Source organism: Schaedlerella sp. (assembly GCF_056796775.1).
The window spans coordinates 50,756-70,181 of the sequence record NZ_JBQIKP010000018.1 but is presented as its reverse complement, the minus strand read 5'-3'; the positions used below and the strand labels follow the sequence as shown (position 1 = coordinate 70,181).

Sequence of the window (19,426 nt, the reverse complement as noted above, 5' to 3'; positions counted from 1 at the left end):
GACAAGCCTTGCGCCGTATCTTTCGTACAGCAGCAAGGCTTTTTCGGCTGTTTGAACCGCCGATACCGTATAATTTTCCGCACGGAGAAAATCACACAGCAAGTCGGCAAGCTCCTTGTTGTCCTCAACAATGAGAATATCCATATTACCACCCTAATTCCAAAAGCCAGTTATTCAATGCGCGCTCCCGTTCTCTTATCTGTGTGGAACAGTCGCTTAAGTCGTACTCTCCCTTTATGTTCCCATCAACAATGTACATGACCCTTGTACATTTTGCCGCGACCTTAACATCGTGAGTAACGAGCATGATTGTTGTACCCTCAGAATTTAATTTTACAAGCTCTTCCATTACCTCGTCGGAGGAAGCACGGTTCAAAGCCCCTGTCGGCTCGTCCGCAAAAATCATTTTCGGGTCGTTTATCATACTGCGGCAGATGCACGCCCGCTGAAGCTGACCGCCCGAAACCTCATTGATGTCGTTGTCGGCAATGTCGATAATGCCGAGCCTGCGCATGAAATCCTGACCGCGCCGCGCCGTTTCCCTGCGGGGTTCACGGAGCTTTTTGGACTGCGTTGCGGGAAGTATGATATTATCCAATATGGTGAGGTTTTTCAGCATATACATTTGCTGAAAGATAAAACCCATTTCGTCAAGGCGCAGGTCTGCAAGTTCTCTTTCTCCTATCCCTGCGATATTTTTCCCACAGAAACTCACTTCTCCTGCGGTAAAATTATCCATTCCCGAAACTGCGTACAGCAGCGTGGATTTCCCAGAGCCTGACGGACCCATAACGGCGACCATTTCTCCCTCGCCAATTTTGAAATTTACATTTTTCAGTACATTATTCTGCCGCTTGTTTACGATATACGTTTTGCAGAGGTCTTTTACTTCAAGAATGTCCATAATTGCTTCTTCCTTTCATTATTCAATGTTTGCCGTATCGGATGATTTGATTTTTCTTGTGTACAGAGAGGTCAAAAACGCGCTTACGACTGTGGCGGTAAGGACGATAACGGGGAATACTGCGTATATCTCCATGGGGGTTTGCATATATTCCACACCCATTTCAAGACCCATTGTTCCGAAAATTGGGTCGAAGCAAAGCTTTGTAAGGGGCATACCCAAAAGCTCCGCAAGAAGTACAGCCGCCGCTGCCGAAATGAAAAATCTTAACGTGTGCTGCCCGTATATTTTGGCGTTTCTCATACCTATGGCTTTCATGAGGGCAATCTCCGCCTGCTCCTTCGCGATAAAGGAACGCTCCATAAGCACGGTTATAAGCGCGACTAAAATTACCGTAAGGACGGCGGACATTTTTTTCACCGCGTCTATGGCGTCGCCAACCCCCGTAGTGTCACTTACTGCTTCGCCTGCTGTTTTAACGCTTGAAAATTTAGGGTAAAGCTCCTTGATTTTTTCAATTCTGCTTAGTACTTCCTTATCATTGGGGTCGTCGGTAAATTTTATCAGTGTACCGGGGGAGCCGATTGCTGCGATATAGTTGATATCACAGTCGGTATGAACCCTTACGGATATGCCCTGGTTGACCATTGCCTGATACAGAGCGGTTATGATGAACTCCGCCGTTTCGCCCGTCGGGTAGGACAGGGTAACGGTATCGCCTATTTCCGCCCCCAGCTTTTTTGCCAAAAGGGTTGTCACTGCAATTTCGTCGCTGTTTTGGGGAGGAGTACCCTCTAAATATTCGTACATATCCATTGTTGTTCCCGTACCCTGAAGTATAGCCGTCTTGCTTTCATATTCGCCGTATCTTATCATCGTATAAATAAAATATTCCGTCATACATTCTGCGGGCATACCGTTTTCCGCGAGGGACAGCTCCATATCTTCAAGATATTTTTTTACCTTTTCATGTCCGTCCTCGGTCATAAATTTCACATTATCGTCGCCGATGTCCGTAACGACGTGGCCGTCCGCCTCCCCGAAATATTTCAGCATCTTTCCGCTTTTAAGAGATGCCGTGGCATTGGAAAGTATTATCAGCAGCGACATACACAGAAAAAACGTAAGGATAATGACAGCATAGCGTTTGGGACTGCTTACAATATCGTTTGCAGCAAGGAAAGCCGTTGTGCCAAGCCTCGATTTTCCAAGGCTCATAACGCCCTTTTTGCGGAAACGTTCCCCCGTCTGCCCGTTTCTTACAGCATCGATAGGGGACATTTTGCTCACCCTACCCGTACAGCCAAGACAGAACAGGAGAATTACAGCCGCTGTCAGAATTGCACAGCCGATATTGATAAAACCGTTATTGCCGCTGTCTATTATAATAGACTCCGAAGAATAATTTAAAAGCATTTTTCCGAACGGGTAGCTGAGTATCAAGCCGAGAGTCGCGCCAACAACGGAAATAGCGGCGTATTTTGTAAGGTACAGTCCTCGTATTTTTATGTTGCGTATACCTATTGCTTTCATAACGCCTATCTCGCGAAATTCCTCGGAGAGGGTAAAGGCTATGGTGAACCGCAGCACCGCAAAGGATATGATTATAAGAATAATGCTCACCGCAAGGATAAGACCCATGATTATCATATCAAAAATATAGGCTTGATCCAGCATCTCCGCCTCGCCCGCAAAAGTAGAGCTGTCGGATATATCCGCTATCTGGGACAGGGTCTTATCAAGGTCGGCGGTGTGTATGTATAAGAATTTCCCGCCGTACATATTTTTTATCGTCTCATCGGACATATATTCGTCAAAGTCCTCGCCGTTAATGATAAACCTTTTAACGCCCATCAATTCCGTGCCGCAGACAGCGTCCCTGAAGCCGCCCGCAAAGGTAAATTCACGGCTTATGCCCTCTATTTCGACAGTAATCTTGTCGCCGACTTTAAATCCCATGTTTTTTTCCGTGAAACGGGTGGCGTAGATTGTTCCTTTCGGTACGCTTTTAAGAATACTTCCGTCGTCAAGAAAATAATTTATTCCCATATCTCTGCCGCTCTGTAATACTAATGTCTGACCGAGGTCAGAAGCATTAAGCGGTTCGCCGACCCGCGTAATATTGGACTGGGACATACGGACTAACTCTTCGATACGGAACTCGTTTATCGCGGAGGCGTTTTCAAGAGTCCTGCGAATATCCTTGCCTGAGGATTTGTTTTGGTTCATCGCGAAGTAATCAGGCACGTCCGCCATTCCAAAATATCTGTCCAGCGCAGTCGTCACGGTGATGATGTTGCTCACGCCTGAGGACATGAACATCGACGCGAGTATAATAAATACCACCAGTATCACGTTCATCGCTCTTTTGCGCTTAAGGTCTTTTTTCAGTATTTGTAAATACATTTTCGCTGCTCCTTTCGCTTTGTGATTCGATTGTAGCATAGAAGTTATTAAATAATCCTTAAATCAGTTTGCGGCAATCAAATTATGCGTGATGATGAAAAACGTATGCCCATTCCCAATGTTCATTAGCCTAATTTCTCCGCATATTTTTCTACCCGCTCTATGCCAGCAAATAATTTTACATAAAGACGGAAAAGCAAATCTATTTCGTCCTCGTTGAAATCTGTAAATAGCAACTTCAAAAACTGTGAATGGCGTTCTCCTATTTCTTCGGCATATTGACCTGCTTTATCCAGTTAGCTCAATACGAACAGAATTATTTCCCCTAATAGCAAACGGACAAATCCTTTCTTTTCAAGAGTTAAAGCTAATTTTTTTATATTCTGTCTGGAACAGCCCATAAGGTTTCTGATATTTGTTCATGTTCGTGGCTCTGGACAGCAAGTTGTCATTACAAGTAATAACCATTGCTTCAGGGATATTTCCGTTTGAAGTTTTTCACCCGCTGTCTGCATACGATTTTGTAGTATAAAGATACTTGAAAATATCGCTTGTACTCTGTGTTCGGTATCACAGTCGTATTCTTCAAAAAGTTTGTCCATTTTCATCTATTTTTGCCACCGTATTTAGTAGGAACAAGTTCCTGCCGAATAGCATAGTAACTCATTACTGCCATGTCAATATATTCAGAAAAAAATCACTATTAAATCAGATGCTTCCCGAAAAGAAAAGCGACAGAGCTTTTCCCCTCTGTCGACTTGCTGTCTATGCGTAAATGATTTCATCATATATAATCTCCCTCGCACAAACTCTTATGTTATTTAGATACTCTTACGAAGGTCTATTTAAAATTACCAGACAATGGTCTTTTGCCGCAGGCGAGATGTCAGGGGTAAAAAAAGTATTATTTATTTATGACAGCGATTTTGAGGACAGCAGACACGACATGTAGACAGGCAGGCACAGGAACGCTCCCACAGGCTCACAGAGGGCAGGAAACAGACACAAGACATAACAGAACAGCTAAAGGCTGAAAATGCCTTAGAATGGACAGGAAAATTGCAGGCTATGCCGTTTCTCCGTTTTGCAGGTCATTCAGTAAAGACGCGTGGAGTATTCCCACAAGGTCATAGGAAATGTCAATCTGCTATTCCCTATCTCTTTCCCCTTGAGCCTTGAAGTAGAGTAAACAAAATGGTCTGCGACGTTTCAATTATTTATAGCTGTTGCTTGTAGTTTATTCCCCATTCTTCCATAGCCTTAATAATAGGGCGCATAGATTGTCCCAAATCGCTTAAAGCATATTCCACACGGGGCGGCACTTCCGGGTAAACAGTCCGTGTAATAAGACCGTCTGCTTCCATAAGACCGCAAACTGTCTGTCAGTACTTTTTGACTGATACCCTCTAACGTTTTTTTCATTTCATTAAATCGCCACGGACGCTTGCCTTATTTTTACATCACGGGCGGCGATCCTATTTTGCACCCGGATTTTTGGCGGCTGCTTTCTCTGATAAAGGAGCATGAAATCCCATTTACGATTTTAGGAAATCCATTTCACTTGACAGATGAAGTATGTCGGTTACTAAAATCTTATGGCTGTCAGAAGTATCAGCTTTCTCTTGACGGTATGAGAGAAACCCATGACTGGTTCCGCAAGCCGGGTTCTTTTGACTGTACGCTTGAAAAAATCGGCTGTATTAAAAGGGCAGGTATTCGTTCTGTCATTATGACTACCGTATCCGGTACGAACATTAAGGAGATTCCCTTTGACGCAAAGCAGATTGAAGAAACTGTTTTACAGCAGATTTTACAGGCGGGGCTTTATGCTCCTAGCGCCGGAGGGCGGCAAGGCGTTATCCTTGCCGTATGTCAAGACAAGGAAATCAATGAACGGTTAGGAAAAATCAAACGGGCAAATTCCAATCCCCGTATGGCAACGCCGACAAGCTATGTATCAAAAGAGCAGCCCAGTATTGCAGACGACCCGAAGCTTGTAAATGCTTTTTATGACGCACCGACAGTTATCACGATGTTTGCACCGAAAAATTTTCTCTTTGCGTCAGAAGATTGCGCCGTTACCGCTGAAAATATGATGCTGGCAGCAGATTCTCTGGGAGTTGGTTCCTGCTATATCGGACAAGGGTGGACGGCTTTTGCAGATACTTATGGACAGGAGATACTGCATAAGTGGGGAATCCGCACAGATTATTATGCTGTCATGCAGCTTTTACTGGGCTATCCGAAACCGGACGGCAAGCACCCCACGGCAAAGCCGCGAAAAAATGACCGTATATTAAGATTTTGACTCCAATGAGGAAGTGATGACAATAACAGTACAGCTCTTAGAGTACTAGGTTTTGAGAAAAACGTCGAAAGTCAGATATTATACGCCACCATAAGCAAAAAAGCGATAATAATCTACACGGTTAAAAACAAAAGCTTTCCTCATATTGTTCTCATTTAACGGCAGTGCTTTCACTTTAGCTGCTTTGCTGTACGAATCCTGTACGATCAGACCGTGAAGTGTAATTTTTTCCGGTATTCCTCCGGAGATATCCCGAACTGCTTCTTGAACTTCTTCGTAAAATGGCTGGCGTCAAAGCACCCCACCTCCTGGCTGATCTGCGCCAGGTTCAGCTTCCCCTCCTCGATCAGTTCCTTTCCATGCTTCATCTGCAGCTCCGTGATGATCTGCACAAACGTCCTGGACGTATATTTTTTCAGCATCCTGCTTAAATATGCCTCGCTGAAATGAAAAAATTCCGCCGTCTGCTTTAAGCTCACCTGGTTATAATTGACAGAAATATAGGCCAGTATGGCCACCACATGACTGCCCATCTCCTGCTGCACCGATTCCGCAACCACCGCCTGAAGCTGGTAGCGGCGGATCAGATGGATCATCACCTGTTTCACATATAAAACAAGATATTCCCTGTAGGCATACTCCCGCTTCTGCTCCTCCTGGTAGATCAGTCCGAAGGTCTGCTTCATCCACGGGTCCGCTCCCGTCGGAAAGAGGATATAGGCGCTGGCTCCCCTTTCATACAGGATGTTTTTAAAAAAATCCGCCAGTAGGTACTTGTCCTTCAAAAGCGCCAGAAAGCCGGTGTCGATCAGCTGCTTACTCAGCAATACATTAAGCACGATCACGTCATCTTCCAGCGCTGTGATCACATGCCGGACATTGGGAGCCAGCAGGCAGAGATCTCCCGCCTTCATCTGGAACCCCTTCCATCCGGAATGAGTCCCCGGCTCCTGAGCTCCCGATTCAATATAATGCGTACAAGTTCCGCTGTACACATAGATCATCTCGATATACACATGGTTATGCACCACCGGATATCCATACCGCTCATGCACCTCCACATCAATCGCGTCCCCGTTGGTCAGCGCCTCCACCTCCGGCACGGTTGTCCCAAGCCTTGCCATGGATCCCATCTCATACACAAATCCCACATCCGGGTACTCCGGATGCTCCCGGATCAATTGTTTATATTCCGCAAAGCTCATCGGGCGGGACAAAAAATCATTTCCTTCGCCCAGATACAGCTTTTTCATCTGTTTTTCCCGTTCTGTCAGAGTTTCCAGTTTCCGGATCATGTACTGCCCCTTTCAAAACACTTCCCCTGTTTCACACGTATTTCTTTCCTTTAAATAATCCGCATGTAAAAACCGATTCGCTTTCTTCCGCCTGATCCCAAAACTCTGTTCCGTTTTTTTCAACCGCGGCTTCTATATCCTCTGAAGTTCATGCGGAGAATTTTCTCCCGGTTCCGGGCCATTACAGCAGTCCGTACCTCCGTAATCTTCCATTTCCCTCTGCACACACTTTCCCCGCATCCGCAAGTTCCGTGAGCAAAACTCTTGTCCGGGCCGGGCTAAGACCAATATGCGCTGCAATATCCACAGCCTTGCTGCTTCCCTCTGCTGCAAGAAACTTCAAAATAAGTCTCTTATTTTCTCCGGTTTTTGCTGCTTTTCCATGACTGCTTGTTTTTTCTGCTTGTTTTTTCTGCTTGTTTTTTCTGCTTGTTTTTTCTGCTTGTTTTTTCCCACTTATTTTTTCTGCTTCTTTTTTTGTAAATGAGAGCGATAAAATTGTCCGATCCGGATTATACTGCTCCTCTACAATCGGTTTCTCCCAGCCCTGGTTTTCCCATACAGAATAGATATCCGGCACACCGCTTCCTGCACGTTCTCCAATACCGATCATATTAAACATTTTCATCAATGCTTTATTTCTCGGATCAGAAATTCCGCCCTTGAGCATCTGCTCCCGCCCGGTCCGAATATATCCGGGATTTTCCATGATAATCCTGTCGGCGTCTTTTTTAATAACGATTCCCCTGGCCACAAAAAAATCTGTATTTACAAGACAATTGGCAAGCGCCTCACGCAGAGCCTTATGAACAGGAGTATCATCAATTCGAGTAATCCCTTCCAGCTTAAAAGGAACTTTCAAGTCTTTCACTATTTTTGAATACACGCGGAAAAAGAAATCAAACAGATTCCCCGACCAGTCACCTGAACTTGACTGCAGTCGGTCTGTCCATCGTATCGCCGGATCAAGTATCTCCCTGTAATCCAAAAAATATTCTGGATATTCATACAAAATACGGTACTCCTCACCAAACATTAAAAGACCTGCTGCCGTGGGATGCAGCTTTTTATCAGATTTCGCCTTTTTGGCTGCTCCAATCCGTTCCAGATATTCTTCATCAGGCAGACTTTCCCACACATGTTCTGACCGATAGGCAGAATGTCTGTTGCGGTAAGCACGGATCGTTTCCATATCCAGATCACAAATGTCAAAATCCTCCAATACTTTCATGTCCGACGTTTCTTCTGTCTGATCGCGGAGCATCGCCCGTACTTCACTTTTCGTACAGTGATAATCCCCTTCTCCATTCCTTCGGAATGTTCCTCCAAAGAGATCATCGTTGATATAGACAGGCTTAAATTCGCGTGGTGCTCTCGGTACACGGATTACAAGAATTACATCATTGTTTACTTCATAAGATTCTATATCCGTATCCGTGAGAAGATTCGCACTGACCTTCCTGTTATTATTGATTGTATTCCAAAAATCTTTTTTCAGTTTTTCAACATCTTTTAAACCTGTCGTAACAAAGCTACCGTCGTCCTTTTCTATGATACCTAAAATAATCGTACCGCCATGGCAGTTCGACATAGAAGAATAAGTTTCCCAGAGGCTGACCGGCAGGCCGCCCTTTGCTTTTTTAACTTCCAGACGATTATTCTCTCTGTATTTTTCAAAACATCCAATGTCAAACTCCATCGACCAATACACTTCCTTTCCGATTGCAAAGCCCCATGACTGCACACTGTTTATTCAGTTTATCACATATTTGGACCAGTTTCCATAACATTTCCGATCCACTTATTTTTCCCAAACAAAAAAAGTTTCTATCTGGATCAGCCCTGGAACTGCAATCTGTACGGGGAATTTATCGGACGGGAGCTGGTAGAATTTACGAGAAGGTCCTTCCCGCTTTATGTGACCGAATGGGATGTGACCCTCTCCTGCCGGAATTTTTTGAACGAGAGCTGTTACAGGGCGGTGTATCTTTTGAAGAATCTTGTTGCGTGCATGGAGAATGTGGAACTAATGTCATGTTCTGGAAGTTTGGATATGCAGTGTGAATATTTTGACTCCGCACTGCCTCTCAACGGAGGGTTCGGGCTGCTGACGAAAAACGGGATCAAGAAACCTGCCTTCTATGCTTTCACATTTCTGAACCGCATGGGAAAATACCTGCTGGCCAAGGGTGAACATTATCTGGTCACAGCCGATTCCTATAGTGGCTATGCAATCCTCCTGTTCCATTGCTGCCAGCAGAAAAAACAGACTGGAAGCTGGCTGGATTTTATCTGATGTTTGCGCCGCCAGTGCTTGCTGTATTCAATGTGCTCACCTTTACCGTACTCCCCGTGACCGGGGCTTTGAAGGTGGTATTGTGCCTGGTATTTTATATCGGTGCAGGAATGGCATATACCGCAATCTGTATTACATACGGCGGACTGGTCAACCTGATCGCAAGGGATTCCCAGGTGCGTATGAACTATACTTCTGCAAGAGCAATCGGTTCTTCCATCATCTAGTTTGTCCTTTCGACCATCGCAATGCCGCCGGTATTATATTTCAGCAAAAGCGAAAACCCGAATGCACAGGGATATTTTTGGACCACCGTGATCTTCTCGATTGCCATGCTTCCCTGCCTGTGGCTTTGTGCATGGAAATGTAAAGAAACCGTTCATGTGGAAATGCCGGCAGAGCAGAAAAAAGAAAAACGCCCGGTCATCCAGTCCCTGAAGCTGATGTACAAGAACAAAATGCTTCTGATCACCGTTTTCTGCGTATTTATGGGTGCCGCATCCACGATGGCGCGTATCTCGCTTTTGACCTATTATGTAATCTATGTGGTCGGTTCGGCGGCCATGATCGCACCCATCTTTTCGTCCATAACCGCATTGATGTTTGTCGGTTCACTGTGCCTGCCGTGGGCAACCAAGACCTTTGGGAAACGAAACTGGCTGATTATATTGAATACAGTCCAGGTAGCATCTTTCGTACTTCTGTTCCTTGTTCCGGCCAATAACGCGGCCTTTCTGATGGGTGTCAGCATGATCATCGGCTTCACCAGCTCAGGCGCAAACGTTTGTACCGGGATGCTCTCCGACTGTATTGAATACGGCGACTGGAAATATGGAATCCGTGAGGAAGGCCTCACTTACTCCTTCATGAGTTTCGGCGTAAAGCTGGCCTCGGCCCTGACCGGTTCTATCGGCGTGCTTCTTCTGGCCGCAGTGGGATATGTGGCAGGAGTGGACCAGACCGAGGCCACTAAGATGGGGATCAATGCCATCGTGAACCTGCTGCAGGCACTCTGCGTGGTCGTATGTACGGTTCCGCTGTTCTGGTATCATCTGGATAAGAAGAAAATGGATCAGATCCGGATCGAGCTGAACGAGAGGAATGCGGCAAAGAACTGACAAACAGATTTCTGCATCTGTGATCCGTATGGATCTATATCATTCATTTTAAAGAGGCTGTGAAAAAACAGCCCCTTTTCTGTTTTTAACTGGAAGCTATCCGCTTGTATGTCTGCCATGAAAGAGTTAATATTGGAGTATCCAAAAATTATCCGATCAAAATCGTTTTTCCTTCAAAAGCGAATCCATAATGCCGGATATTTTCTTTTGCAACTCCTCGTGCCATTAGTTCTGTATCGTACTTTTTATCCTCAATCTGCTGCAGCGCATTTTCTACCGTTTCATGCAAGTCCTTTTCCTTTATAGGATTAAAAACCTTAAACTCCATGACCACCGCCTGTCCCTGCCTATCCAAAGGCTCCATGACCACATCATATCGCCCAAGGCCGCTCTCCCTGTTGGAAGTGATCCGGTACTGCCCCGCCAGGTCCACCATCAATCCCAATACGAATCCGTGATAAAAGCGTTCAGGTTCCGCATCCTCTGATGGCTTCCTCCCCGTATCAAAGCTGCTGAACGTCTGCAGCGAGATCTGATTCATATACTGATTCATATAATCTATATCATCCGCCAGCAGCGCCTTGATAAAATCATTATAACGGACAGACGTATTCTTGAACCATTTTCGGATCATTTTCCGAAACTCCCTTTTGACCTCAAAATTAGTAAGCGATAACTGATATAGTTCTTCTTCATCCTCATTTTCAGCAATGCTATCCACTTTCAGGTAACCAGATGCCAGAAGCAGGCTCCAGATTGCCTCATTACTTTCGTCAAGCTGGTCAAAGACGATCTCTTCATCCAGCATAGTCGTAATCTCTTTTCCTGCCAGCAGATCTTCCATGGCAATCTTGATATCCGGAGTCCCCTCCCGGATCAGTCTTCCCACCAGCTTATTGGAACTGGTATTCATCCAATAGGTACTGAATTTTTTTCCATCCAGATATTTTGTGATAGACCATGGATTATAGATATCCCTCCTGTTCCCGAACCGGAAACCATTGTACCAGTATCGAACCTTTTCCAGAAATCCGGACATCCCGAACTGCTCCAATGCCCCGGCAACCTCCTCTTCCGTAAAACCAAATGCAGTCTCATATTTTTCTGAGGTCGTGGTTACCACTTCCAGATTGCTGATATCGGAAAATATGGATTCCTTGCTGATCCTGGTAATTCCCGTCATAAGTCCCCGCTCCATATAGGGATTGGTCTTGAAGGTACAGTTAAAAAGACTGCGGATAAAGGATACCAGCTTTTCCCAATATCCATACACATAGGCCTCCTGCAGAGGCGTGTCGTATTCATCCAGAAAAATCAGCACTTTTTTTCCATAATACCGATTCATACAGATTGCCAAACGGTGCAGTGACATGGATGCCACAGCGTCCGACATATCCGGTTTTATAAAATCAAAATATTCCTTCTCCTGCTCATTCAGGGCATTCCCATCCATCAGGAATCTATATTTTGCATAAATGTCTATGATAATCTGAACAATCCCTTCTCTTGCTGTTTCATAAGTATCCCCTTTCATCCCTGCAAAACTCAGAAAGAGTACAGGCCAGGTGCCCTGAAGCCGACGGTATGCTTCCTCATTCCAGATGGACAGCCCTTCAAACAGCTCCCCCCTGCCTGCAATCTGGTTGGAAAAAAAAGCCTCCATCATACTCAGATTCAATGTCTTTCCAAAACGGCGCGGACGGGTCAGCAGGGTGACAGCATCGCCATATTCCCACCATTCCTTTATAAAGCTTGTCTTATCGATGTAGAAATAATGGTGGCTTCTGATATAAGTAAAATCCTGAGCTCCGATTGAAATAACAGGTCTCATGCCGCCCTCCTTTTCTGCGAATCAATAGCATCATAATCTGTCACCATTTTCCGCCAGAAAATTGATGACCTGCTTGCGCATCAGCGCAATTCATTATATCACGATATGCATACCAGTACAACGAATAAAAACCACAGCCAGAACAAACCGACTGTACTGTTAAGAAAGTGAAAATCTGTATAAAACCAGGTTAAATATGATATAATCATTAGGGCGCTTAGAATGGCAACATTTCCCGACAGCGCCTTTTTCCTATACAGCCTTCAAAACATAAATCCTCGAATCAAAATCACATCCCGGCTTTATATCCCCAATGACCTCCCCGGAAGACGAATCCGACGTGAGCAGCCCTAGTACATCATTGCATTAATAACTGAGTAAATAGTGCCCGCTGTTCACACCATCGCTGCGTTGGAGTCAGTCAACGATGCTACCAGCATCGCCTCCCTCCTCCGTCTTGCGCTACTGTAAACATCAGACGCTATTTACTTCAGAATTAGTGCAATGATGTACTAGGTTCATCAGTTCATCTCCATAATAGCCCCTTCCCGCCGACGCATCCTCATAATACAGCTCCGGCGCAAGCCCTTTCAGCCGTATGCGGGCATAAGGCGCGTTCACCCGGTTCATCATACGGTACCAGCCTACCAGCGCTACCTTCTGATCTTCACTTACCGTCATCCAGGCGGTCATATTATGCTCAAAGGGACTGCTCAGACGGTAAAATGTGCCGAACTGCAGGAGCAGGCGGTACTCCTTCATAAAACGGATCTGCTTTTTCACTTCTTCCTGTTCTTCCCCTGTCAGCCTGTTCAAGTCCAATTCATATCCAAATGTTCCAAAAAAAGCGACGTTTGCGCGTGTATAAAGGGGCGTGCTCCGGTTTACCTGGTGATTTGGGACAACAGATACATGGCTTCCGATGCTGCTGACCGGATAGCAGTATGTGGTGCCGTATTGTATCTTGAGGCGCTCCGCCGCGTCTGTGTTGTCACTGGCCCATGCCTGCGGCGCGTAATAGAGCATGCCGGGATCAAAGCGCCCTCCCCCGCTGGCGCAGGATTCAAACAAGATCTGGGGAAATTCCCGGGTCAGCCGATCATACAGATCATAGACCCCCAGTATATAACGGTGGAACACCTCCCCCTGCCTGTCTGCCGGAAGGGCGGGTGAATAACACTCGGTAATGCTCCGGTTCATATCCCATTTTATATATGAAATCCGGGATTCCCGCAATATTTCAGACATCATCTCATAAATTCGGCTTACCACCTCCGGACGGGAATAGTCCAGTACATACTGATACCGTCCGTGGGAACTGCTTCTGCCCGGAACATGGAGGATCCAGTCCGGATGCTCCCGATAAAGTCCGGAATCCTTATTGACCATTTCCGGCTCAAACCACAGTCCGAACTTCATACCAAGGTTCTCGATCTTTTTTCTCATAGCTTAACTCCTCCTTTTTGTATTTATAAGATTGCATTTCCAGTATTATTATAAAGATTTAGATTTGCTTTCGGAATGAAATAATGGGAACAAATTATGGTATTTTGAACATAGAAAAATGAATCCTGATATGGAAAAATAAGGCGTAAAGCTGGCCTTGGCCCTGAGAGGCTGTGATAAACCAGCCCCTTTTCTGTTTTTATTTACAAAGTTCTTGAGGTAAAGTCTCCTTACGGGAAAAAAATCCAGCTGTGCGGTTAGAGGATCCAAGGATCATCCGATCAAAACTTTTTTCCCGTCGAACGCGAACCCATATCTTCGGATCCGCTCCGGCGGAATCCCCTTTGCTTCCAGATCCGCAGCATAGCGCATCCGGTCGATCTGATCCAATGCTTCTGCCGCGGCGTCCTCCAGAGTCTGCTTCTTTCTTGCGCTGCAGACCTTGAATTCGATGATCACCGCATCTTCCGAAGGTCCAAGAGGCTCCAGCATCACATCATATCTTCCGAAGCCGCTCTCCCGGTTGGAGGTGATCCGGTATTTGTCTGACAGCTCCACGAGCAGTCCCAGCACAAAACCGTGATAAAAACGTTCCGGTTCTGCCTCCCCGGAAGGATTTTTCCCGGTATCGAAATAACTGAACGTTGCGGAAACCACCCGATTGATATAGGTATTCATGGCATCCACATCCCCCAGCAGAAGCGCTTTGATAAACGTGTTATATGCGGAGGCAGAAGCGGGCTGCCTGAACCATTCGGCCACCATCCGCCTGAACATCGCAGTTACTTCCCAATTGGTCAGCTTTAATTCGCATTCCGGGTATCCGCTGTCAGAAAACTCAAACTCCTCTACCCGCAGATAGCCGCTTGCCAGCAGCAGGCTCCAAACCGCATTTTCATCGGCATCCAGCATACTGAATACGACCTGCTCATCAATCTGTGCATGAAGCAGCCTGCCGGAAAGCAGATCCTCCATGGCGATCTTTAAATCCGGGCTCCCTTCCCGGATCAGCTTCCCCACCAGGCTGTTGCTGCTGGTGTTTGCCCAGTATGGAGAGAAACGGCGTTTGTCCAGATAATTGATGATAGACCAGGGATTGTAGATGTCTGACTTGTTACCAAAGGTAAAGCCGTCATACCAGTGCCGCACCTGTTCCCTCTGCTCATACAGACCGTATTCTTTCAGGGCTTCCCATACCTCCTCCTGCGTGAAACCGAAGGAATCCTCGTATTTTTCGGAGGTCGTAGTCACTACCTCTAAATTGTTCAGATCAGAAAAAACAGATTCCTTGCTGACCCGCGTGATCCCCGTCATCAACGCCCGTTCCAGATAAGGGTTAGACTTAAATGTAGAATGGAACAGATTTCTCATAAAAGAAATCAGCTCATCCCAATATCCGCCCACATAGGCTTCCTGCATGGGCGTGTCGTATTCATCCAAAAGAATGATGACCTTTTTTCCGTAATAGCGCATCAGATAATCGGAAAGATTGGACAGCGCTTCGGATGCGAGATAATCTTCCATGTCAGCATTTACTTCATGGTAAATGCTTTTTTCCTTCTCATTTAATAATCCGCTTTCCAGCAGAAAATCATATCGATTATATAGATTAGTAATAAGCTGGCAGATCTTCTTCCTTGCATTCTGAAAGGATGTTTCTTTCACCTTTGCAAAACTTAAGAAGATCACCGGCCAGGTTCCCTGCAGCCTCCGGTACGTTTCCTCTTCCCAGATCGCAAGCCCCTGGAACAAACTGTTTCTATCGGTATGGGGCAGATCTGCCTCGGAGTCGGAATCCATCCGGATGGCCGTCCCGTCCGCCCCGCCGGGGTGTGACGCAAGCAAGGATCTCTGGGTATATTCTACAGAGAAGAAATGCTCCACCATACTCAGGTTCAGCGTTTTCCCGAAACGTCTGGGGCGGGTGATCAAGGTGACATCATCATCGTTTTCCCACCATTCTTTAATAAACTTTGTTTTGTCCACATAAAAATTATTCTTTCTGATCAATTTTTCAAAATCCTGGTGACCGATCCCAACTGTCCTGGACATAAATGCACCTCCCGTTTTTCCACAGTTCCTAAGCCAAATGCCCCGCAGCAAGCTGCGGGGCACCCTGATTTATCGTTACTCTTTTATTTCATCAATGTCTGTCAGATTGACACCCGCTACCTGCAAAATAGCTTTTAAAGATAAATAATCTTTTTTTAAACTTGCATATGTTTTCTCAGCATTTTCTTCTTTCGCTATTAACATATGCCGTTGAACTTTTTGAAACTGTTCAACCGCGTCTTTAGCAATCTCAACAGAATTTGGCATAGAACCGCCTCCCTTCCATAATGAAAATACCGTCTTGTGATATCCTCATTATATCAAAAGGCAATTTGCGTGTAAAGTCTTAAACGCTTTAATGCTTCCTAAACTTCCCAACCTTCGTCAGCCTGTTCGGCAGCTTCGGTACCTTGCCGGTAGTCTGCACAATTGCGTCCTCCGGACATACTTCCATACATTTCCCGCACTTGGTACAGTCAAAGTCATCAATCATATGGATATATTTTGCCTTTCCTTCGATACAATCCTTCGGACATACATCCACACATTCCTCACACCCGCTGCACAGCTTGGGATCAATGTAAATATTGACAAACGAAGCACACACGCCTGCCGGGCAGTTTTTCTTCTTGATATGCGCCTCATATTCCTTGCCGAACAGTTCTGTGGTCGTCAGCGCGATCTCTGCGGATACCTGCCCCATGCTGCAGGGCGTGGAGCAGCACATGGCCTCCCCGATCTCTTTGGTCAGATCCAGAAATTCCATCTTCCCTCTGCCCTCCGCAGTCTCCTTCTGCATATACTGCAGCTGGATCAGCCCTTCCCGGCAGAACACGCATTTTCCGCAGCTCTGCTTCCTGGAGGCGGTCAGCTTCTTCTCCGTCTCTGCCACGATACAATCCTTCTCTGTCAGCACCCGAATCACGCCGTTTGCGATCCCGGCCTCTGCCACAGTCAATTGCGCATCCTCCGGCTGGTGGAGCCGATATCCCAGAAGTAGCGCTTTCGCCCCTTCCGTGTCCGCCAGATCCGCTATCTTCGTATCCGCAGCCACCTTCTTCACTTCCACGCCGTTGACCGACACATACACGCCGGGCGTATAAGCATCCGAAAATGCATCCGCCAGGTCTGCGCAGGTCACGATGTGGAGCAGCGCATTTCCTTTATTTTCACGGATATTCAAAAATTCCGCCTTCACTTCGGCCTGGTATTTTGCCGCCGTATCCGCCAGGGATTCTGCCAGTGCAGTCTCCGCCTCCGGCACGTACAATACCATCTTCTCTGTCCCCAGCGCATAGGCTGCGATTGCCAGCCCTTCAAAAATCTTCTCCGGGTCATTTTTCAGTACTTCCAGCAGCACCTGGTCTGTGTCTGCGTTGTTCAGCGCAGCGACAGCCGCAAGATCCGTTCCCTCCTCCACGTTTTCCGCAAGGGCCGCGTCGAAATGGGCGGTAAGAGGGCCGGCATGGATTCCGGATTCCTGGATCTCAAGCGCTGCGATCTTTTTCAGCACATCTTCCCTGCTCATTGTTTTTGCATGTTCCAAAGCACCCATCACTCTACGCCTCCTTACTCTCTGAAAAATCGCCCCACAGGCTCGGTTTGGAAATCTTCAGGCGCAGGTCGCACTGCAGGCAGCGCCCCGCCTCCGCACAGATATCCCCGTCGCAGATCCCATGGTCAAACAAATTGAAATTGTCGCTTCTCTTCTCCGGTCCGTCCACCTGTGTATGCTTTTTCTCCAGGTATCCGAAGCCCGGGCACTGTCCGATGAAGGGATCTGCCTCCTGTACCGGAGCAAGCACCTCGGAAATGTCTCCGTCGCCGCCTAAGTACCTGTCTACCTCACTGGCCGCCTCCCGTCCGGACTGAATCGCCATGATCACGGATTTTGTACCGTAAATGGCATCGCCTGCCGCAAAAATGCCTTCCACCGAGGTAGCTTTATTGGTTTCCATATCCTTTACCGCAATGGAATTGGCTCTTCCCAGCTCCAGCCCGGCTTCTTCCGTGATGTCCGGCCTCTGGCCCACCGCGAAAATAACCGTATCGCCTTCGATATGATGCTCGCTGCCCTCTTCCTTCTGGATGATGGCACGGCGGTTCTCGTCAAAGGTAAAGGATTCCACGTTCATAAAATCTACGCCGGTCACATGGTCCGTCCCTGTGATCCGCTCAAAGGTCTGCGCCGGATGTACGAAGATGCCTTCCTCCTGGGCCTGCTCAATTTCTTCATCATCGGCTGTCATCACGTCCCTTGCCTCCAGGCAGGCCAGATGGATCTCCTCTGCGCCCAGACGTTTCGCCGTCCTCGCACAGTCAAATGCCACGTTTCCGCCGCCCAGTACGATGATCCGCTTTCCGATGCCGGTTTCCTTTCCCATGCTTGCATTGCGCAGGAAATCCGCGTTCAGCACCACGCCCTCCAGGTCATTTCCTTCCATGGGAAGCCGAACCCCTTTGTGTCCGCCGATGGTCATCAGCACCGCGTCGTATTCCTTGAGCAGGTCAACCGGCTTTTCCACCTTTGTATTCACTTCGATCTTTACGCCTGCCGCTTCGATCACTGCCGCTTCCTCCGCAATGATCTCCCTGGGCAGACGGTAGGACGGGATTCCGTAAGACATCATGCCGCCGACCGTGGGGAGCGCTTCCTTTAAGGTCACCGTATGGCCCTGCTTGCGCAGGTAATATGCCGCTGTCAGTCCGGCCGGGCCGCCGCCCACCACACAGACCTTCTTTCCGGTATCCGCAAGCTGCTTGCCTTTTCCCTTCCAGCATGAGCCGGTGTCATGGTCTGCCGCATACCGCTTGATATCCCGGATGGACATCGCTTCGCTGACTTCTTTTCTCTTGCATTCCAGCTCACATACATGGGTACAGATGTATCCCAAAGCACGGGGGAACGGCACCTTCTCACGGATAACCGCAGCCGCCTCGTCGTATTCCCCGTTTTTCACATGGCGGATATAGCGTGGGATGTCGGTATGGGCCGGACATGCGTGACGGCACGGAACTACCGCATCCTCTTTCTTCACTTCCGAATTGATCACCTTGTCGCGGATGGTTCCTGTGGGACAGACTTCCGCGCATGCGCCGCAGAACCGGCAGTCCGCATCCTTTAAAAGCTTATTATGCAGCGTCCCTACATAGGTCTCCAATTCCTTCTTCTGGTACTGCAGAACCTTGACTCCACGCAGCTCGTTGCAGGCACGCACACAGCGGCCGCAGAGCACGCAGCGGTTCATATCATGGAGGATCAGCGGGTTGCCTTCCTCCGCCTTGAATCCTTTGGTGCGCAGTTTCAGTCTTCCGGTCTTGGGGCCGATATACTGGATCAGCATCTGCAGCTCGCAGTTGCCGTACTTCGGACAGGTGGAGCAGTCCTCCGGATGCCCTGCCAGCAGAAGCTCCAGCGCCAGCATACGGAGACGCTCGATCTCCGGTGTCTTTGTCCGGATGATCATTCCATCCTTTGCTTTCAGTGTACAGGACGTCACCACGCCCTCCTGGCCTTCCACCTCCACGATGCACATCCGGCAGGAACCCAGCGGGTTCAAGTCCTTGTGATGGCATAAGTGGGGGATATAGATGCCGTTTTCCAGGGCCGCGTCCAATACATTCTTGTTGTCCGGTACTTCCAGGCGGATCCCGTCAATTGTTATGACTGCCATGTCAATCTCCTCCTCTTTATTTCCAGTAATTCCCTTCTCTTTCTCCTGATTGGCTTCATCTAACCTAAAAGTCTGCCGCCGGCAGCCTTTCCCTTT

The 19,426-nt window shown here is 47.3% G+C and carries 11 protein-coding genes and 4 pseudogenes; 4 read left to right on the top strand and 11 right to left on the bottom strand.

What is annotated here, in order from left to right; translation table 11 throughout:
* Positions 1-145: 145 nt before the first annotated feature.
* Positions 146-904: an ABC transporter ATP-binding protein gene (locus ACTOY7_RS10245; protein WP_004082514.1), complete on the bottom strand. Its 759-nt coding sequence runs from the start codon at positions 902-904 to the stop codon at positions 146-148.
* A gap of 18 nt (positions 905-922) precedes the next feature.
* Complete coding sequence (locus ACTOY7_RS10240) at positions 923-3,310, bottom strand: ABC transporter permease (protein ID WP_482672671.1); 2,388 nt, start codon at positions 3,308-3,310, stop codon at positions 923-925.
* A 948-nt stretch (positions 3,311-4,258) separates the two neighbouring features.
* Here ACTOY7_RS10240 and ACTOY7_RS10235 point away from each other — a divergent pair.
* A pseudogene (locus ACTOY7_RS10235) lies at positions 4,259-4,372 on the top strand (TnpV protein); the annotation flags it as partial.
* Positions 4,373-4,527: 155 nt separating this feature from the next.
* On the opposite strand, the pseudogene ACTOY7_RS10230 reads toward ACTOY7_RS10235, so the two are convergent.
* Positions 4,528-4,753, bottom strand: a pseudogene (locus ACTOY7_RS10230) (winged helix-turn-helix transcriptional regulator); the annotation flags it as partial.
* Between the two features lies 1 nt (position 4,754).
* Between ACTOY7_RS10230 and ACTOY7_RS10225 the strand changes: the two are divergent.
* Positions 4,755-5,618, top strand: a complete 864-nt coding sequence (locus tag ACTOY7_RS10225) for a nitroreductase family protein (protein ID WP_331491215.1) — start codon at positions 4,755-4,757, stop codon at positions 5,616-5,618.
* A gap of 206 nt (positions 5,619-5,824) precedes the next feature.
* Here the strand turns inward: ACTOY7_RS10225 and ACTOY7_RS10220 are convergent, their stop codons facing one another.
* Positions 5,825-6,913: a helix-turn-helix transcriptional regulator gene (locus ACTOY7_RS10220; RefSeq protein ID WP_004082520.1), complete on the bottom strand. Its 1,089-nt coding sequence runs from the start codon at positions 6,911-6,913 to the stop codon at positions 5,825-5,827.
* Between the two features lie 181 nt (positions 6,914-7,094).
* Positions 7,095-8,612, bottom strand: a complete 1,518-nt coding sequence (locus ACTOY7_RS10215) for a DUF8451 domain-containing protein (RefSeq protein WP_004082521.1) — start codon at positions 8,610-8,612, stop codon at positions 7,095-7,097.
* A gap of 39 nt (positions 8,613-8,651) precedes the next feature.
* Between ACTOY7_RS10215 and ACTOY7_RS10210 the strand changes: the two genes are divergently transcribed.
* Together ACTOY7_RS10210 and ACTOY7_RS10205 are read left to right on the top strand one after the other, a co-directional pair.
* Positions 8,652-9,209, top strand: a complete 558-nt coding sequence (locus ACTOY7_RS10210; protein ID WP_482672163.1) for a GH39 family glycosyl hydrolase — start codon at positions 8,652-8,654, stop codon at positions 9,207-9,209.
* Positions 9,209-10,327 (top strand): annotated as a pseudogene (locus ACTOY7_RS10205) (MFS transporter). Before ACTOY7_RS10210 ends, ACTOY7_RS10205 begins: the two are co-directional and overlap by 1 nt.
* Before the next feature lie 148 nt (positions 10,328-10,475).
* On the opposite strand, the gene ACTOY7_RS10200 reads toward ACTOY7_RS10205, so the two are convergent.
* The 6 genes and pseudogenes from ACTOY7_RS10200 to ACTOY7_RS10175 all read right to left on the bottom strand — a co-directional run bounded on the left by ACTOY7_RS10200 (position 10,476) and on the right by ACTOY7_RS10175 (position 19,330).
* Positions 10,476-12,158: an AAA family ATPase gene (locus ACTOY7_RS10200; protein WP_285825554.1), complete on the bottom strand. Its 1,683-nt coding sequence runs from the start codon at positions 12,156-12,158 to the stop codon at positions 10,476-10,478.
* A 474-nt stretch (positions 12,159-12,632) separates the two neighbouring features.
* Positions 12,633-13,592: pseudogene (locus ACTOY7_RS10195) on the bottom strand (alpha-galactosidase); the annotation flags it as partial.
* A gap of 285 nt (positions 13,593-13,877) precedes the next feature.
* A complete protein-coding gene (locus ACTOY7_RS10190; RefSeq protein WP_482670814.1) occupies positions 13,878-15,656 on the bottom strand; it encodes an AAA family ATPase in 1,779 nt (592 codons plus the stop codon).
* A gap of 75 nt (positions 15,657-15,731) precedes the next feature.
* The gene (locus tag ACTOY7_RS10185) at positions 15,732-15,923 is read right to left on the bottom strand and encodes a hypothetical protein (RefSeq protein ID WP_004082528.1); all 192 of its coding nucleotides are present in this window, start codon (positions 15,921-15,923) and stop codon (positions 15,732-15,734) included.
* Between the two features lie 88 nt (positions 15,924-16,011).
* Positions 16,012-17,211: an NADH-ubiquinone oxidoreductase-F iron-sulfur binding region domain-containing protein gene (locus ACTOY7_RS10180; protein ID WP_482670813.1), complete on the bottom strand. Its 1,200-nt coding sequence runs from the start codon at positions 17,209-17,211 to the stop codon at positions 16,012-16,014.
* A gap of 4 nt (positions 17,212-17,215) precedes the next feature.
* Complete coding sequence (locus tag ACTOY7_RS10175) at positions 17,216-19,330, bottom strand: FAD-dependent oxidoreductase (RefSeq protein WP_482670812.1); 2,115 nt, start codon at positions 19,328-19,330, stop codon at positions 17,216-17,218.
* Positions 19,331-19,426 lie beyond the last annotated feature (96 nt).